Source organism: Streptomyces sp. NPDC002536, from assembly GCF_053594995.1.
The window spans coordinates 60,455-76,888 of record NZ_JBSFWU010000009.1 but is presented as its reverse complement, the minus strand read 5'-3'; the positions used below and the strand labels follow the sequence as shown (position 1 = coordinate 76,888).

13 protein-coding genes are annotated in these 16,434 nt (G+C 71.6%); 5 read left to right on the top strand and 8 right to left on the bottom strand.

Going from position 1 to position 16,434, the window contains the following annotated elements; all coding sequences use genetic code 11:
- Positions 1-98: 98 nt before the first annotated feature.
- Positions 99-3,233, bottom strand: a complete 3,135-nt coding sequence (ileS, locus tag ACWD4B_RS05835; protein ID WP_451419589.1) for an isoleucine--tRNA ligase — start codon at positions 3,231-3,233, stop codon at positions 99-101.
- A 458-nt stretch (positions 3,234-3,691) separates the two neighbouring features.
- Between ileS and ACWD4B_RS05830 the strand changes: the two genes are divergently transcribed.
- The 4 genes from ACWD4B_RS05830 to ACWD4B_RS05815 all read left to right on the top strand — a co-directional run bounded on the left by ACWD4B_RS05830 (position 3,692) and on the right by ACWD4B_RS05815 (position 7,985).
- Positions 3,692-4,690, top strand: a complete 999-nt coding sequence (locus ACWD4B_RS05830) for a TraR/DksA family transcriptional regulator (protein WP_451419588.1) — start codon at positions 3,692-3,694, stop codon at positions 4,688-4,690.
- Positions 4,691-4,756: 66 nt separating this feature from the next.
- Complete coding sequence (gene lspA, locus ACWD4B_RS05825; protein WP_451419587.1) at positions 4,757-5,314, top strand: signal peptidase II; 558 nt, start codon at positions 4,757-4,759, stop codon at positions 5,312-5,314.
- A gap of 37 nt (positions 5,315-5,351) precedes the next feature.
- Positions 5,352-6,293: an RluA family pseudouridine synthase gene (locus tag ACWD4B_RS05820; protein WP_336412550.1), complete on the top strand. Its 942-nt coding sequence runs from the start codon at positions 5,352-5,354 to the stop codon at positions 6,291-6,293.
- 99 nt (positions 6,294-6,392) lie between these two features.
- The gene (locus ACWD4B_RS05815; RefSeq protein ID WP_451419586.1) at positions 6,393-7,985 is read left to right on the top strand and encodes a Na+/H+ antiporter; all 1,593 of its coding nucleotides are present in this window, start codon (positions 6,393-6,395) and stop codon (positions 7,983-7,985) included.
- Positions 7,986-8,109: 124 nt separating this feature from the next.
- Here ACWD4B_RS05815 and ACWD4B_RS05810 read toward each other — a convergent pair whose 3' ends face one another.
- Entirely contained in the window at positions 8,110-9,213 is a 1,104-nt protein-coding gene (locus ACWD4B_RS05810) for a mechanosensitive ion channel family protein (protein ID WP_451419616.1), read from the bottom strand.
- Positions 9,214-9,276: 63 nt separating this feature from the next.
- Between ACWD4B_RS05810 and ACWD4B_RS05805 the strand changes: the two genes are divergently transcribed.
- Positions 9,277-9,906, top strand: a complete 630-nt coding sequence (locus ACWD4B_RS05805) for a dienelactone hydrolase family protein (protein WP_451419585.1) — start codon at positions 9,277-9,279, stop codon at positions 9,904-9,906.
- A 120-nt stretch (positions 9,907-10,026) separates the two neighbouring features.
- Here the strand turns inward: ACWD4B_RS05805 and ACWD4B_RS05800 are convergent, their stop codons facing one another.
- The 6 genes from ACWD4B_RS05800 to ACWD4B_RS05775 form a co-directional block, all read right to left on the bottom strand.
- The gene (locus ACWD4B_RS05800; protein WP_451419584.1) at positions 10,027-11,658 is read right to left on the bottom strand and encodes an alkaline phosphatase D family protein; all 1,632 of its coding nucleotides are present in this window, start codon (positions 11,656-11,658) and stop codon (positions 10,027-10,029) included.
- A 53-nt stretch (positions 11,659-11,711) separates the two neighbouring features.
- Positions 11,712-12,563 (bottom strand): thioredoxin domain-containing protein, encoded by an 852-nt coding sequence (locus ACWD4B_RS05795; RefSeq protein WP_451419583.1) that lies wholly within the window; start codon positions 12,561-12,563, stop codon positions 11,712-11,714.
- A gap of 529 nt (positions 12,564-13,092) precedes the next feature.
- Entirely contained in the window at positions 13,093-13,242 is a 150-nt protein-coding gene (locus ACWD4B_RS05790) for a hypothetical protein (RefSeq protein ID WP_451419582.1), read from the bottom strand.
- Positions 13,243-13,312: 70 nt separating this feature from the next.
- Complete coding sequence (locus tag ACWD4B_RS05785; RefSeq protein ID WP_336412545.1) at positions 13,313-14,161, bottom strand: thioredoxin domain-containing protein; 849 nt, start codon at positions 14,159-14,161, stop codon at positions 13,313-13,315.
- Between the two features lie 49 nt (positions 14,162-14,210).
- A complete protein-coding gene (locus tag ACWD4B_RS05780; RefSeq protein WP_451419581.1) occupies positions 14,211-14,846 on the bottom strand; it encodes a hypothetical protein in 636 nt (211 codons plus the stop codon).
- Between the two features lie 214 nt (positions 14,847-15,060).
- The gene (locus ACWD4B_RS05775) at positions 15,061-16,371 is read right to left on the bottom strand and encodes a DUF2252 family protein (RefSeq protein ID WP_451419580.1); all 1,311 of its coding nucleotides are present in this window, start codon (positions 16,369-16,371) and stop codon (positions 15,061-15,063) included.
- Between the last annotated feature and the right edge of the window lie 63 nt (positions 16,372-16,434).

Genomic DNA, 16,434 nt, shown 5'->3' with positions numbered 1-16,434 from the left:
GGGGCCCCTGGGAAATCCCAGGGGCCCCGCCCATTTTGTGCTGCCTCGGCACACGCGAACGCCCCCGGTGCTCGGCACCGGGGGCGTCAGCTTTCGGGCTACGCCTTACGGAGGCGGAACGTCAGTCCGAGGCTCTCGTCAGAGAACGGCGCACCGTAGGAGTCGTCCGCCTCGCCGGAGGCGAAGTCGGTTGCCAGGACCTCGTCCGCGATGAGCGTCGCATGGTCGGCGAGGGCGGTCACGACCTCCTCGTCGGCGGAGCTCCACCGCAGGGCGATCCGGTCCGCCACGTCCAGGCCGCTGTTCTTGCGCGCCTCCTGGATGAGCCGGATCGCGTCGCGTGCGAGGCCCGCCCGCTTCAGCTCCGGGGTGATCTCCAGGTCGAGTGCCACGGTCGCGCCCGAGTCGGAGGCCACCGACCAGCCCTCGCGCGGGGTCTCGGTGATGATGACCTCGTCGGGGGAGAGCACCACGGTCTCGCCGTCGACCTCGACCGAGGCCGTTCCCTCGCGCAGTGCGAGCGACAGTGCGGCCGCGTCCGCGGCGGCGACGGCCTTGGCCACGGCCTGGACGCCCTTGCCGAACCGCTTGCCCAGGGCACGGAAGTTGGCCTTGGCCGTGGTGTCGACCAGCGAGCCGCCCACTTCGGAGAGCGAGGCCAGCGAGGAGACGTTCAGCTCCTCCGCGATCTGGGCGCGCAGCTCGGCACCCAGCGTCTCGAAGCCGGCCGCCGCGACCAGTGCGCGGGACAGCGGCTGGCGGGTCTTGACGCCGGACTCGGCACGCGTCGCGCGGCCCAGCTCGACCAGGCGGCGGACCAGCAGCATCTGCCGGGACAGCTCCGGGTCGACGAGCGCGGTGTCGGCCTTCGGCCAGTCGGCCAGGTGGACCGAGGTCGGGGCCTCCGGGTCGACCGGCACGACCAGGTCCTGCCAGACCCGCTCGGTGATGAACGGGACCAGAGGGGCCATCAGCCGGGTGACCGTCTCGACGACCTCGTGCAGCGTGCGCAGCGCGGCCGCGTCACCCTGCCAGAAGCGGCGGCGGCAGCGGCGCACGTACCAGTTGGACAGGTCGTCCACGAAAGACGACAGCAGCTTGCCCGCGCGCTGGGTGTCGTAGGCCTCCAGGGCCTGGGTGACCTGGTCGGTCAGCGTGTTGAGCTCGCCGAGCAGCCAGCGGTCGATCAGCGGGCGGTCCGCCGGGGCCGGGTCCGAAGCGCTCGGGGCCCAGCCGGAGGTCCGGGCGTACAGGGCCTGGAAGGCGACCGTGTTCCAGTAGGTGAGGAGCGTCTTGCGGACGACCTCCTGGATCGTGCCGTGGCCCACGCGGCGCGCGGACCAGGGGGAGCCGCCCGCGGCCATGAACCAGCGGACCGCGTCGGCGCCGTGCTGGTCCATCAGCGGGATCGGCTGGAGGATGTTGCCCAGGTGCTTGGACATCTTCCGGCCGTCCTCGGCCAGGATGTGACCGAGGCAGACCACGTTCTCGTACGACGACTTGTCGAAGACGAGCGTGCCGACGGCCATCAGGGTGTAGAACCAGCCGCGCGTCTGGTCGATGGCCTCGGAGATGAACTGCGCCGGGTAGCGGCTCTCGAACAGCTCCTTGTTCCGGTACGGGTAGCCCCACTGCGCGAAGGGCATCGAACCCGAGTCGTACCAGGCGTCGATGACCTCGGGCACGCGGACGGCCGTGTGCGAGCAGCCCTCGGCGGTGCAGCCGAAGGTGACGTCGTCGATGTACGGGCGGTGCGGGTCCAGTCCGCTCTGGTCGGTGCCGGTGAGCTCGGAGAGCTCGGCCAGCGAGCCGACGCAGGTGAGGTGGCCCTCCTCGCAGCGCCAGATGGGCAGCGGGGTGCCCCAGTAGCGGTTGCGGGAGAGCGCCCAGTCGATGTTGTTGTTCAGCCAGTCGCCGAAGCGGCCGTGCTTGACGGACTCCGGGAACCAGTTGGTCTTTTCGTTCTCCTCGAGCAGCCGGTCCTTGACAGCCGTCGTGCGGATGTACCAGGACGGCTGGGCGTAGTAGAGGAGCGCGGTGTGGCAGCGCCAGCAGTGCGGGTAACTGTGCTCGTAGGCCACGTGCCGGAAGAGCAGGCCGCGGGCGTCCAGGTCGGCGACGAGCGTCTCGTCGGCCTTCTTGAAGAACGTGCCGCCGACGAGATCGAGGTCCTCCTCGAACGTGCCGTCGGGGCGGACCGGGTTGACGACCGGGAGGCCGTAGGCGCGGCAGGTCTTGAGGTCGTCCTCACCGAAGGCCGGGGCCTGGTGGACCAGACCGGTGCCGTCCTCGGTCGTGACGTACTCGGCGTTGACGACGAAGTTGGCGCCGTCCAGCTCGACCAGGTCGAACGGGCGGCGGTACGCCCAGCGCTCCATCTCGCGGCCGGTGAAGGACTGGCCGGTCGCCGTCCAGCCCTCGCCGAGGGCCTTCTCCAGCAGCGGCTCGGCGACGACGAGCTTCTCCGTGCCGTCCGTGGCCACCACATAGGTGACGTCCGGGTGCGCGGCGGCGGCCGTGTTCGAGACGAGGGTCCACGGGGTGGTCGTCCACACCAGCAGCGCGGCCTCGCCGGCCAGCGGGCCGGAGGTCAGCGGGAAGCGGACGAAGACGGACGGGTCGACGACCGTCTCGTAGCCCTGGGCCAGCTCGTGGTCCGACAGGCCGGTGCCGCAGCGGGGGCACCAGGGGGCCACCCGGTGGTCCTGCACCAGCAGGCCCTTGTTGAAGATCTCCTTCAGCGACCACCAGACGGATTCGATGTACTCCGGGTTCATCGTCCGGTAGGCGCCGTCCAGGTCCGTCCAGTAGCCCATGCGGGTGGTGAGCTCGGCGAACGCGTCGGTGTGGCGCGTCACGGACTCGCGGCACTTGGCGTTGAACTCGGCGATGCCGTACTTCTCGATGTCCTGCTTGCCGCTGAAGCCGAGCTCCTTCTCCACGGCGAGCTCGACCGGCAGGCCGTGACAGTCCCAGCCGGCCTTGCGGGCCACGTGGTAGCCCTGCATGGTGCGGAAGCGGGGGAAGACGTCCTTGAAGACGCGGGCCTCGATGTGGTGCGCGCCGGGCATGCCGTTGGCGGTGGGCGGGCCCTCGTAGAACACCCACTCGGGGCGGCCCTCGGACTGGGCGAGGGTACGGTCGAAGATCTTCTGCTCGTGCCAGAACTCGAGCACGGCGTGCTCCAGGGCGGGCAGATCGACCTGAGCGGGTACCTGGCGGTACTGCGTCATCGGCTTCCTCCGGCGGGACGGTTGTGCGCTGTCCGTCGGAGGGACGAGAGACGCTGCGGCTCCCGCGGTACCACCCTCCTTGGCCGTGGGCCCGTGGCCCCCGGCCCCCTCATTGGGGTCGCGATGCCGGTTCTACTGGCCCGTACGGGCGTTCTTCCGGCGGCTCCGGGCTGATCTTCGCTCCGCGCACGCCCCCGGGCTCGCACCGTCCCCGGATCGCTGATGGCTGCGTGCGGCGCTACTGGTCCCTTCCACGCCTTTCGCTGCGCCCAGTGTACGGGGCGCAGCGCACCGCGGCCGACCGGATTTACCGGCCCCCTGCCCGCATCCGGTTACAGGGCCGGGGGCGGGGCACAACGGAGGAGACCGGCGTGCCCCGTTGCCGCGTGGACTGAGCCGATTTATCGTTCCCGCACGATTCACGCGCAAGATCATAAAATGTGAAGGGATCGGCGGCCATGGTGGCGGAGAAGGGTGCCGGGGCGGCTGCGCCGCAGGCCAGGAAGGCAGGGGCGAGGAAGTCCGCTGCCTCGGCCGGGAAGAACGCCGCCCCGGCGGCGCGCGCCAAGACGGCCTCCGCCTCTGCCGGGGCGAAGAAGACGGCTGCCGCGGCGACGAAGTCCGCTGCCTCGGCCAAGAAGGCCGCATCGTCGACGAAGAAGGCTGCGTCGGCCGGCAAGTCGGCTGCCACGGACGAGCAGGCGGCTGCGGCGAAGAAGACCGCCGCCACCGGGAAAAGGGCCGCGTCGTCGGCCAAGAAGGCGGCCGCCACGGCCAAGGAGGCCGCTCCGGCGAAGAAGGCCGCCGCCACGGTGGCGAAGACTGCATCGGCCAAGAAGGCCGCTCCGGCCAAGAACGCTGCTTCCGCCAAGGCCGCCCCCGCCGCGAAGGCGCCGGCGAAGAAGTCCGCGGCGGTCAAGGGCGCGGCTTCGGCGAAGAGAGCCGCCTCCGCCGCGAAGGCCGAACACACTGGTGCACCTGCCGAGGAGACGGGAGCCGGGACGGTGACGGGGAAGAAGATCACGGATGCTGCGCGGAAGGTGCCGGGAGCCCGTGCGGCCGAGGGGGTGCTCGCCGTGCGGCCGGGGGAGGAGCCGTGGACGCCCGCCGAGGTCGCCGAGGCGCGCAGCGAGCTGCAGAGCGAGGTGCTGCGGCTGCGCGGCGAGATCGCGGCGGCGGGCGAGGCGATCACGGGCCTGATGCGGGACTCGGGCGACGGCGCGGGTGACGACCAGGCGGACACCGGCACCAAGAACATCGCCCGTGAGCACGAACTCGCCCTGGCGGCCAACGCCCGCGAAATGCTGCAGCAGACGGAGCACGCGCTGGAGCGGCTGGACGCGGGGACGTACGGCCTCTGCGAGAACTGCGGCAATCCCATCGGAAAGGCCCGGATGCAGGCATTTCCCAGAGCGACGCTCTGCGTCGACTGCAAGCAGCGGCAGGAACGTCGCTGACCGGCCTGCCGGTGTGTGCCGTACCCTCGTCCTCAAGCCAGGCAGGGACGACGTCGAGGGACTCACGTGACAGAGGCGGAACAGGCCGGACGACCCACCACCGGCGTGACGGCGGCCGACGGGACCGGCGGGACCAGGGGCCGGCGGCGCATCGCGGTGCTGCTCGGCGTCGCGGCCTTCGCCTACCTCCTCGACCTGGTCAGCAAGCTGCTCGTGGTGGCCAAGCTGGAGCACCACGACCCGATCCAGGTCGTCGGCACCCTGCTGCAGCTCGAAGTGATCCGCAACCGTGGCGCGGCCTTCGGCATCGGCGAGGCCATGACGATCGTCTTCACCGTCATCGCGGCGGCCGTCATCGTCGCCATCGCCCGGATCGCCCGCAAGCTCTACAGCGTGCCGTGGGCCATCGCGCTGGGCCTGCTGCTGGGCGGTGCGTTCGGCAACCTCACCGACCGGCTGTTCCGTTCGCCCGGCGGATTCCAGGGCGGCGTGGTCGACTTCATCGCGCCCGCGCACTTCGCGGTCTTCAACCTCGCGGACTCCGCGATCGTCTGCGGAGGCTTCCTGATCGTGATCCTCTCCTTTCGCGGGCTCGATCCCGACGGGACCGTCCACCAGGACTGACGTACGGGCTTCCGGCTCCGTCCGGCATACTCGACAGGTGAGCACGATTCCCGAGATCCGCGCCCTGCACGTTCCCGACGGCCTTGAGGGCGAGCGCGTCGACGCCGCGATCGCCCGTATGTTCGGCTTCTCCCGCACCAAGGCGGCCGAGCTGGCGGCAGCGGGCAAGGTCCAGTTGGACGGGGCCGAGGCCGGGAAGTCCGACCGGGTGACCGGCGGGGCCTGGCTGGAGGTCGAGATGCCGGCGCCGCCCGCGCCGGTGCAGGTCGTCGCCGAGCCCGTCGAGGGCATGGAGATCGTCCACGACGACGACGACATCGTGGTCATCGTCAAGCCGGTGGGCGTCGCCGCCCACCCGAGCCCGGGCTGGACCGGGCCCACCGTGATCGGCGGCCTCGCCGCCGCCGGCTACCGCATCTCCACCTCCGGCGCCGCCGAGCGCCAGGGCATCGTGCACCGCCTGGACGTGGGCACCTCGGGCCTGATGGTCGTCGCCAAGTCCGAGCGCGCCTACTCCCACATGAAGCACCAGTTCCGGGAGCGCATCACCGACAAGCGCTACCACGCGCTGGTCCAGGGCCACCCGGACCCGATGAGCGGCACCATCGACGCCCCGATCGGCCGTCACCCGAACCACGACTACAAGTGGGCCGTCACGGCCGACGGCAAGCCCTCGGTCACCCACTACGACCTCATCGAGGCGTTCCGCGCCGCCAGCCTGCTGGACATCAAGCTGGAGACCGGCCGCACGCACCAGATCCGCGTGCACATGTCCGCGCACCGCCACCCCTGCGCCGGCGACCTCACCTACGGCGCCGACCCCACGCTCGCCAAGCGCCTCAAGCTCACCCGCCAGTGGCTGCACGCCGTGCGGCTGGGCTTCGAGCACCCTGCGGACGGCCAGTGGGTGGAGTTCGAGAGCGCCTACCCGGACGATCTGCAGTACGCGCTGGACAAGGTGCGGGCCGACAGCGCCTGACGGCGGCGGCCCGCGAGGCGGGCCGGGCGCGGCTGAGGCACGCTGGAGATCAGCCCCGGGGCACTCACCGCCCGTGCCGACCCCGCCCGGAGGGCATCCGTGGACCAGCTCGCCCTGCTGTTCGTGCTGCTCCTCGGGGCGCTCGTCACGGTGCCGCTGGGGGACCGGCTGGGGCTGCCGTCCCCGGTGCTGATGACGCTGGGCGGGATCGTCCTCGCCCTGCTGCCGTTCGTACCGAACGTCACCATCCCGCCGGAGTTCATCCTCCCGCTGGTGCTGCCGCCGCTGCTCTACGCCTCCGCCCAGCGCACCTCCTGGCGGCAGTTCGCGGCGAACCGGCGGCCGATCTTCCTGCTGGCGGTGGCGCTCGTCTTCGTCACCACCGCCGCGGTCGCCGCCGTCGCCAACGCGATCGTGCCGGGGATCTCGATCGCCGCGGCCGTGGCGCTGGGCGCGCTCGTCGCCCCGCCCGACCCCGTCGCCGCGACGGCCGTCGCGGGCTCCCTGGGGCTGCCGCGCCGCCTGGTCTCCATCCTGGAGGGCGAGGGGCTCTTCAACGACGTCACCGCCATCGTGCTCTACCACGTGGCCATCGCGGCGGCCGTCAGCGGCAGCTTCTCGATGACGAGGGCGGCCGGCGAGCTGGTGTTCTCCGCCGTGGTGGCCGTCCTGGTCGGCCTGGTGCTCGGCTGGGTGGCCAAGCGGCTGATGGACGTCCTGGGCGACCCGACGCTGCAGATCGGGCTCACCCTGCTGGTGCCGTTCGTCTCCTACGTCCTCGCCGAGGAGTTCAAGGGATCCGGGGTGCTCGCGGTGCTGACCACCGCGCTCTACCTCGCCGAGTTCGCCAGCGACGCCGACGACGTCATGGGGCGGCTGGCCGGGCACACCTTCTGGGAGATCGTCGACACCCTCGTCACCGGCGTCGCCTTCGGCCTCGTCGGCCTCGAACTGCACAACGCCATCAGCACCGCCGCAGGCCGCTGGGGCGAGATGCTCGGCATCGGCGGCATCGTCGTCGCCGTCGTGGTCGGTGTGCGCCTGGCGTGGCTGCTGCCCGCCGCCTGGCTGGCCAAGAGGCTGCACAAGGGCCGTGACGTCGACGAGGAGATCCTCACGAGCTGGCGGGAGACGCTGGTGATGTGGTGGTCCGGGATGCGGGGCGTGGCCTCCGTGGCGCTCGCCCTGGCCATCCCGCTGACCAAGGACGACAAGTCGCCCTTCCCGGCCCGGGACGAGATCCTCTTCATCGCCTTCGCCGTCATCATCTCCACGCTCGTCGTCCAGGGCCTGACGCTGCCCCGGCTGGTCAGACGGCTCGGGGTGCGCTCCGACTCCGACTGGACCCGCGAGCTGGAGCGGCAGCTGGCCATCCGCGCCGCCAAGGCCGCCAAGCACCGGCTGCTGGAGATCGAGCAGGAGGAGGACCTCTCCGAGGACCTCATGGAGATGCTGCACCGGCGCGCCTACGACATCGGTGCCCGCATCAGCCCCGAGATGGTCGACGAGGAGCGCCGCGAGGCCCACGTCCAGCGCGTCCAGCGGCTGCGGACGATCCAGCGCATCCAGGCCGATCTTCTCTCGGCCGCACGGCACGCGGTGCTGGACGCGCGCAGCGAGCCGTGGATGGACCCGGAGGTCGTGGACCGGGTGCTGCGCCACCTGGACGTGCGGAGCCTGCCCGGGGGATGAACCCCCGCGGAAAGCCGGGTGCGGAGTGTGCCGTCTGCAGGCCGGTGGGGGCTTGTCGCGCCCACGCGGCGGAGCCGCATGACGGGGAGCTGCCCCGCGCCCGTTTGGGGCGGGGCACCGCACGTCACGCCGTCCCCGGGCCCGGTCCGATGTCCTCCGAGGCCGGCGGGGTCTGCCGCCGGTCGGGCGCCTGGGCGAGGCCCGGCGCGGGCGCGGTGTTGATGCGCGGGAGCGCGTACGGGTGTTCGCGCCGCAGCCAGCCGATCAGCTCCTCGCGCACCACGCAGCGCAGCGTCCAGATGTCGGACGGGTCCCTGGCCGTGACCAGCGCCCGCACCTGGACGGTGGTCGGGGTGGTGTCCGTGACCACCAGGCTCCAGGCCCGGCCGTCCCACTCCGGGCAGCGCGCGAGCACCCCGTGCAGGTGTTCGCGCATCAGGTCGACGGGCGCCGCGTGGTCGAGGTGCAGGTACACCGAGCCCGTCATCTGCGGGTTGCCGCGCGACCAGTTCTCGAAGGGCCTGCTGGTGAAGTACGAGACCGGCATGGTGATGCGCCGCTCGTCCCAGGTGGTCACCACGATGTAGGTGAGGGTGATCTCCTCGACCTTGCCCCACTCCTTCTCCACCACGACCGTGTCGCCGATGCGCACCATGTCGCCGAAGGCGATCTGCAGCCCGGCGAAGAGGTTGCCCAGCGTCGGCTGGGCCGCGACACCGGCCACCACGCCGATGAGGCCGGCCGAGGCCAGCAGGGAGGTGCCGACCGTCTTCATGTCCGGGAAGGTCAGCAGCATCGACCCGGCCGCCACCACGACGACGGCCGCGGTGACGACCCGCTGCACCAGCGTGAGCTGGGTACGCACCCGGCGGACCCGGGCCTCGTCCGCGGAGCCGGCCGCGTAGCGCGCGTAGAAGGACTCGACCACGGCCGCGGCGACCCGCACGGCCAGCCAGCCGCAGGCGCCGATCAGCACCAGGGTCAGCGCCTGGGCCACGACGCCGGGCGGCCCCGCGACGACCCCCGCGTACCCGTAACCGCCGCGCAGCAGTGCCGTGCACAGCACCAGCGCGAGCGGGCGGCGGCAGCGGCGCAGCAGGGTCCACAGCGGGGTCTCGGGGTGCCGCTCACCGATCCGGCGCAGCGTCAGGTCGGCGATGCGGACGACGACCAGGGTGACGACCACCGCTCCGCCGACGACCGCCACGGGGCGCAGCAGGTCCTCCATGGACACCTTCGGCTCACTCCTCCCGGCTTACCGGCGGGCGCCCCTTCCGAACGTACTGGCACGATGGGTGACACGCGATCCAGCTGTAAGGAAGTGACCCCAGTGGCGTCCCCTACCACGATTCTCCTGTTCCATTCGGCCTACGGCCTGCGTCCCGCGGTGCACGCCGCCGCGGACCGGCTGCGCGCCGCGGGGCACGAGGTGCACGTGCCGGACCTCTACGACGGCCGGACGGCCGACACCGTCGAGGACGGGATGGCGATCAAGGACGAGATCGGCCGGGAGGAGCTGCTGCACCGCGCGATCACGGCGGCGGCGCCGCTGTCGGAGCGGGGGCTGGTGTACGCGGGGTTCTCGCTGGGCGGGTCGATCGCCCAGAACCTGGCGCTCGGCGACGAGAAGGCGCGCGGGCTGCTGCTCCTGCACGGCACGTCGGACCTGCCGGAGGAGGCGAGCACGGACGGGCTGCCGGTGCAGTTGCACGTGGCGGATCCGGATCCGTTCGAGCCGCATGACTGGCTGAACGCGTGGTATCTGCGGATGCAGCGGGCCGGGGCGGATGTGGAGGTGCACCGGTATGCCGGTGCGGGGCATTTGTTCACGGATCCGGAGTTGGCGGATTACGACGCGGAGGCCGCCGATATGGCGTGGAGGGTGGCGCTGGGGTTCTTGGACGAGGTTTCTTGCCCCTGACCCGCCCTTTCGCCGTTTCTCGGGGCTTCGCCCCGAACCCCGGGGTGGTTCGTCGGTTGCGGGTTGACCGTGGCTGGTCGCGCAGTTCCCCGCGCCCCTTCGGGCGCGGGGCGGCACCCCTCACCCCACCGGCGAGCTGACCCGTTCCACCCGCTGCGTCCCCGACTTCGTCCGGTACGAACGCGCCCACGTCGCCGAGGACTTCGGGTTCGTCTTGTCGGACAGGACGTAGTAGTCCATCTGTGTCCGCTCCCGCGTCACGTCCAGCACTCCGTAGCCGTGCGAGTCCATGTCCACCCACTTCACATGGCGGTTGGCCGCCCGTATCGCGGTCCCCGCGGCGGCGGACACCGTGTGCGGGCGGACGTGGAGGGTGTCGTCCAGGTTGTCCGCCGTCACCGAGGTGACCACGAACTCCGTGGCCACCGACGGTGACAGCGGATACGTCGCCGCCCGCTTCGGCACGTCGTTGGCCCAGGCCATGTGGATGTCGCCGGTGAGGAAGACCGTGTTGCCGATGCCCCGGTCCGTGAGGTGGGCCAGCAGTTCGCGGCGGTCGTCCGTGTAGCCGTCCCACTGGTCGGTGTTGACCGTCACGCCCCCCGTCGGCAGGCCGAGCAGCTTGGCCAGTGGTTCCAGCAGGTGGGCGGGGAGGGCGCCGAAGGCGACCGGGGACATCATCACCGGGTTGCCGACGAGGCGCCAGGCCGTGTCGGAGGACGCCAGGCCCGATTTGAGCCAGTCGAGCTGGGCGCGGCCGGTGATCGTGCGCTCCGGGTCGTCGACCTTGCCGCTGCCGGTCCTGGCCTGCTGGGTGCGGAAGGAGCGCAGGTCCAGCAGGTGCAGGTCCGCCAGCGTCCCGAAGCGCAGCTTCCGGTAGGTGGTGCCGGCGACCGAGGGCCGTACCGGCATCCACTCGAAGTACGCCTGCTTCGCCGCCGCCATGCGGGCCGTCCAGTCGCCCTCGGCGCCGGGGGTGTGGTTGCCGGCGCCGCCGGACCAGGCGTTGTCGGCGAACTCGTGGTCGTCCCAGATGGCGATCAGCGGGTGCGTGTGGTGCAGCGCCTGCAGGTCCGGGTCGGTCTTGTAACGGCCGTGCCGTATGCGGTAGTCGGCGAGGGTGACGATCTCGTGCTCCGGCTCGTGCTTGCGCACGACGTACTTCGCCGCGGGGTATTCGCCGGACTTGTACTCGTAGATGTAGTCGCCGAGGTGGAGCACCGCGTCCAGGTCGCGGCGGGCCGCGAGATGGCGGTACGCGGAGAACCAGCCCGACTCCCAGTTGGCGCAGGAGACCACGCCGAAGCGGATGCCCTCGGCGGCCGCGTCGTGCGCGGGGGCGGTGCGGGTGCGGGCGACGGGGGAGACGGCGGTGCCGGCGGTGAAACGGTAGAAGTAGCCGGTGGCCGGGCGCAGTCCGCGGACGTCGGCCTTGACGGTGTGGTCGCCCGCGGCGGTCGCGGTGACGGTGCCCCGGGCGACGACGCGGGTGAAGGACGCGTCCTCGGCCACCTCCCAGGCCACCTCGACGGCGGGCCCGCGCCCGGAGCCGGGGACGGCGTCCGGGGCGGGCGTCACGCGGGTCCACAGCAGGACGCCGTCGGGGAGCGGGTCGCCGGAGGCGACGCCGTGCAGGAAGGCGGGCGCGGGGTCCGCGGCCGAGGCGGCGGCGGTCGGCAGGAACGCGGCGGCGACCGCACCGGCGGCCACCGCCGTGACGGCAGTACGGCGGGATATGTCAGGGGATGTCACGGGCCATCACCTTACCGGTTGGTAAAGCAGAGGTAATGGCCTTGCGGCAGCCGCTACTTCTTCAGCTGCTGGTCCACCAGTGCGTTGAGCTGCTCCGGCGTGATGTGCGAGCCGCCCACGCTCAGCACCTTGCCGTTGAGCTTGAAGCCCGGAGTGCCCTGGATGTCCTTGTTCGGGCCGACGAGCTTGTCGAAGGCGTCGGACACCGCCAGCGCCCACTTGTCGTAGGTGCCGTCCTTGACGTTCTTCTCGAACTGGGCGTTGCCCTTGAGCTCCTTGACCTGCTGCGCGATGTCGATGAGCTTCGCGTTGTCCGAGAACGCGTCGTCCGTCTCCTCCGGGTGGTTCTTCGCGGAGAACAGCGCCTCCTTGTAGTGCAGGAAGGCGTCCGTGCCGATGTTGAGCGCCGCGCCCAGCGCGCTCAGCGCGTTCTTCGAACCCGAGCCCTTGATCTGGGGGTTGCGGTCCAGGAACGTCCCGATGTGGTACTGCGCCTTGTACTTGCCGTCCTTGATGTCCTTCACGACGGCGGCACCCGCGCCCTGCTCGAACTCCGAGCACATCGGGCAGCGCATGTCCTCGAAGACGTCGAGGGTGTTCTTCGCGTCCTTGTTGCCGATGACGACCTCGGTGCCCTTGTCACCGGTGGTGTTGGCGGGCCGGGTGAACGTCGTCTTCTTGGCGGACGCCTCCCAGTCCTCGCTGCTCACCTTGTTGTTCTTGCTGCCGTTGGTGGCGTTGGTGACGGCCCAGCCGATGCCGCCGGCCGCGGCGAGGACGGCGACGATCGCGCCGCCGACGATCAACTGCCGCTTGGTCTTCGCCTTCTTGGCGTCACGCTCGCGCTGCGCGCGCAGCCGTTCGCGGGCGGCCTGCTTGTTCTGGGGGTTGTTGCGGTTGCTCATGGGGATTCCTCCATGGATACCCCCGCCTTCGGACGGGGGAGGAAGCGGACTCCTGCGGAGCAGGGCAGGGAACGGCAATTCGCGAATCACCGTGCACCCGTTGACCCGCAGCTTGTAGGCTCGGGTCGCCCGGCCGGGGCGATAACCAAGCTCCGGCCGGGCCTACCGCCGGGCTGGCGGGATGTCAGGTCTGTGGAGCTGGCGTAAGACCGATGGTTGGCACACCAACCCTCGCCGTTGATTCGGGTCGGCTGCTGTCGATGAAGCAGAAAGATCAACCTGCGAAGGTTGAATCCCCCTGCTTCAGCCGGGGGAGAAGCCAAGGTGTCTTCTCCGCGGTAGCGAAGGAAGGCGTGCAGGACCGTCAGTCGCCCATGTGCTCAGGCGAAGGCTGGGCACACGGGCGGTCCGCGCTGTACGACGGGATGGACGAGAAGCGGCAGTGCACGGGCGGGCAGAGTGTCGCGCACCGGTCGCAGCGGCGTGTTCGCCCGGTGGCCGGTCACACACAGGACCACGACAGCTGGCATCAGCGGCCGGACGCCGAGAGCGGCAGCGGCATCCGCGAGAGCAGGACGTGGCCGCCGGCCGACAGGGTCACGCAGAGCGCGGTGAACACCGCCGCCCGCAGCGCCCTGAACCGAACTCCCGTCCCCTTCATGAGGCCGAAGTGTGCCACGCGCACCTGTGCGTGTCGCGTCAAGATTCGGCATCGGTCCGGGGACGGGGCAACCGTCCCGCTCCGTCCGTTACTTCAGCTGTGCGTCGACCGCCGAGGTGAACTGCTCCGGGGTCATCGGGACGCCCTTGCCGTTGGGGGTGTCCACGCTCAGCTTCTTGCCGTCGAGCTTGATGGTGGGGGTGCCGGTGACGTCCTTGTGGCTGTCGAACTCGTCGGACATCTGCAGGGCCCACTTGTCGAAGGTGTGGTCCTTGAGGTTCTTCTCGAAGTCGGCGTTGCCCTTGAGCGCCGGGACCTGCTGGGCGACCTTCAGCAGGGCGTCGTCCTTGGAGTAGTCGTCCTTGGTCTCGTCGGGGTGGTTGGCCTTCGCGTACAGCGCCTTGTTGTAGGCCTGGAAGGCCTCGGGGCTGACGTTCAGCGCCGCGCCGAGCGCGCTCAGGGCGTTCTTCGAACCGGTGCCGGCGATCTGCGGGTTGCGGTCGAGGAAGGTGCCGATGTGGTACTGCGCCTTGAACTTGCCGTCCTTGACGTCCTTCTCGACCTGGCCGCCGACGTTCTGCTCGAAGACCGAGCAGATCGGGCAGCGCATGTCCTGGTAGACCTCAAGGGTGTGCTTGGCGTCCTTGTTGCCGATGACGACCTCGGTGCCGTTGTCGCCGGCGGTGTTGGCGGGCTTGACGAGGGTCTTCTTGGCAGCGGCCTCCCAGGCCGTGCTGGTGCTCTTCTTGCTCGCGCCGCTGTCGCCCAGCTGCGTGGCGGCGTAGCCGATGCCGCCGGCTATCGCCAGGACGCCGACGATCGCGCCGCCGACGACGAACTGGCGCTTGGTCCTGTCCTTCTTCGCCTGGCGCTCGCGCTCGGCGCGCAGCCGCTCGCGGGCCGACTGCTTGTTCTCCCAGTTGTTGCGGTTGCTCATGGTACTGGTGTCTCCGTGGTGCGTGAGGTGCAGGATGCTGCAGTGATCTTCAGGCGAGGGCGGGGCGGGGAGGGGGCCCGCGCCGGACCACGGAGTGGAGAAGCACCAGCCGCTGCCGCGCCCGGCGCACCCGGCGGGCGCGCGGCACGGGCGCCCCGCGGCGCGGGACGGCGGCCGTGAAGCCCGCGGCGGCCAGCAGCAGCGGGCGGAAGGCGGCCGCGGCGGCCGCGCGCAGCAGCCGGGCCAGCGCCGCCTCGCCGCGGCGCAGCCAGGCGGCGGCCAGCAGGCCGACCGCGACGTGCACGGCGAGCAGCAGCCAGGGGGCCGTGCCCGGATCGGCGGCCCGGGTCAGCGAGCGGCCCACGCTGCCGCCCCCGCACAGCAGGGTCCACGCCCCCGGGGCGTGGTGGCGCACGGAGCCGTAGCAGGTGTCCTGCCCGGTGCTGAAGAGCGCGCCCGAGGCCAGCTCCAGCGGGATCAGCAGGGCGGCGATGTGCCAGTAGCCGCGCTCCCGGCCCGCCAGCGCGTAGGCGAGCGCGAAGACGCCGGCCGCGGTCAGGGCGACGGTGGGCACGGGCAGCGGCATCCCGGACAGCAGCACGTGCGAGGCGGCGGACAGCACGACGCACAGCGCCGTGAACAGCGCTGCGCGCAGTGCCCGCAAGCGTGCCGCCGATATGTCCATGAGATCGAGTCTGTCATGGCCGGGGGTAAACCACCGCTAAAGCCCCTGCCCCGCCGGGGGCGGGGAACTGCGCAGTCGATGTCCTCCCCCAGCTACCGCTGGGGGTGCCCCCAGGAGGTGCCCCCAGGGCTTCGCCCCGGATCCCCAGGGTGGTGCGTCGGCTGCAGGCCGGCTGTGGTTGCTCGCGCAGTTCCCCGCGCCCCTGACGGGGCGCTCAGGCTCCCGGGACCCGACCGTTGCGGAGCAGGTCGACGAAGATCCGGTGGTCCGCGAGGGTGCGGGCCGCCGAGCGGTGGGCGAAGTCCGTGAGCAGTTCGGGGAAGGCCTCCTCGTCCGCCGCGATGGCCGCGTCGACGGCCCGCTCGGCCGCGAAGGGGACCAGCGCCCGCCCGCTGCCGTCCCCGGCCGCCGCATGCAGGTCGGCCACCAGGGCGGCGAGCTCCGCCGGATCGGCTGTCTCGTCGACGGACGACCAGTCCAGCGCCACGGCGTACGGCGAGACCTCGGCGACCAGCTGCCCGGCCCCGTCCAGCTCCGTCCACCCGAGCCAGGGGTCGGCGTGCGCCTGGAGGGCGCGCTGGGCGAGCACCGTGCGGTGCCCCTCGTGGCGGACGTGCTCGCGCAGGGCCCGGTCGGCCAGGTGCCGGGAGACGGCCGGGGTGCGGCCCGGCCGCATGGAGATCACGACGTCGTCCTCCAGGGCGTCGCTGCCGCCCTCCAGAAGGATGTCGTAGGCCGTCGGCCCGGCGCCGTCGCGGCGGCCGACGACGTCCTTGACCCGGTAGGAGTCGGGCCGGGCGAGGGCGGTGTCGGGCAGCGACTCCAGGTAGCCGTCGAAGGCGGCCAGGATCGTGTAGCGGGTGGCGGCGTCCAGCTCGACGGTGTCCTCGCCGGAGCGGAAGCGCCGGTCGAAGTCGCGGATCCCGGTCCGGTCGGCGAGCATCCCGGCGCGCGTCCCGGCGCGGGCCCGGCGCAGGGTGCCGAGGACGGGGCCCTCGGCGTTGTCCAGGGTCAGGGGCGGCACCTCCTCATGACGGGCGCCGGCGGCCAGGGCGTGGATGCGCTCGCGGTAGGCGGCGGCGTAGCCACGGACCAGACCGGTGATCTGCTCGTCGCCGAGCGCCGTGGTGCGGCCCCGCAGCGCAAGGGAGGCGGCGAAGCGCTTGAGGTCCCAGGTGAACGGGCCGACGTACGCCTCGTCGAAGCCGGTGGCGCCGAAGACCAGGCGGCCGGTGGCGTCCATGGACGCGCCGAAGCGCCCGGTGTGCAGGTCGCCGTGGATCCACATCCGGCCGGTGCGCTCGTCCAGGAAGGGGCCGATGCCGTACCCCTCCTTGCCGTGCTCCGGGTCGGCGTAGAAGAGGCAGGGGGTGGCGTGGTGGAAGGCGAGGACGGAGGCGGCCAGCTTCCGGAACCGGGCCCGGCGGGCGTCGGGGCCGGGGGCCCGCAGGTCCTCGGATGCGGTGCCGAGGACGGCGAGGATCTCCTCACCGCGCTGCGCGGTCCGGTCGTGCTCGAGCGCCATCGCCGGTTCCTCCTGGGGGATCGTCGGGCGGACGGATGTGCTGCCGTCCTCAACGTGCGGGAC

Excerpts from the sequence above, each read along its gene's own strand:
- ileS (WP_451419589.1), bottom strand. The coding sequence starts at position 3,233 with ATGACGCAGTACCGCCAGGTACCCGCTCAGGTCGATCTGCCCGCCCTG.
- ACWD4B_RS05830 (WP_451419588.1), top strand. The coding sequence starts at position 3,692 with ATGGTGGCGGAGAAGGGTGCCGGGGCGGCTGCGCCGCAGGCCAGGAAG.
- ACWD4B_RS05810 (WP_451419616.1), bottom strand. The coding sequence starts at position 9,213 with ATGGAGGACCTGCTGCGCCCCGTGGCGGTCGTCGGCGGAGCGGTGGTC.
- ACWD4B_RS05805 (WP_451419585.1), top strand. The coding sequence starts at position 9,277 with ATGGGTGACACGCGATCCAGCTGTAAGGAAGTGACCCCAGTGGCGTCC.
- ACWD4B_RS05795 (WP_451419583.1), bottom strand. The coding sequence starts at position 12,563 with ATGAGCAACCGCAACAACCCCCAGAACAAGCAGGCCGCCCGCGAACGG.
- ACWD4B_RS05785 (WP_336412545.1), bottom strand. The coding sequence starts at position 14,161 with ATGAGCAACCGCAACAACTGGGAGAACAAGCAGTCGGCCCGCGAGCGG.
- ACWD4B_RS05780 (WP_451419581.1), bottom strand. The coding sequence starts at position 14,846 with ATGGACATATCGGCGGCACGCTTGCGGGCACTGCGCGCAGCGCTGTTC.
- ACWD4B_RS05775 (WP_451419580.1), bottom strand. The coding sequence starts at position 16,371 with ATGGCGCTCGAGCACGACCGGACCGCGCAGCGCGGTGAGGAGATCCTC.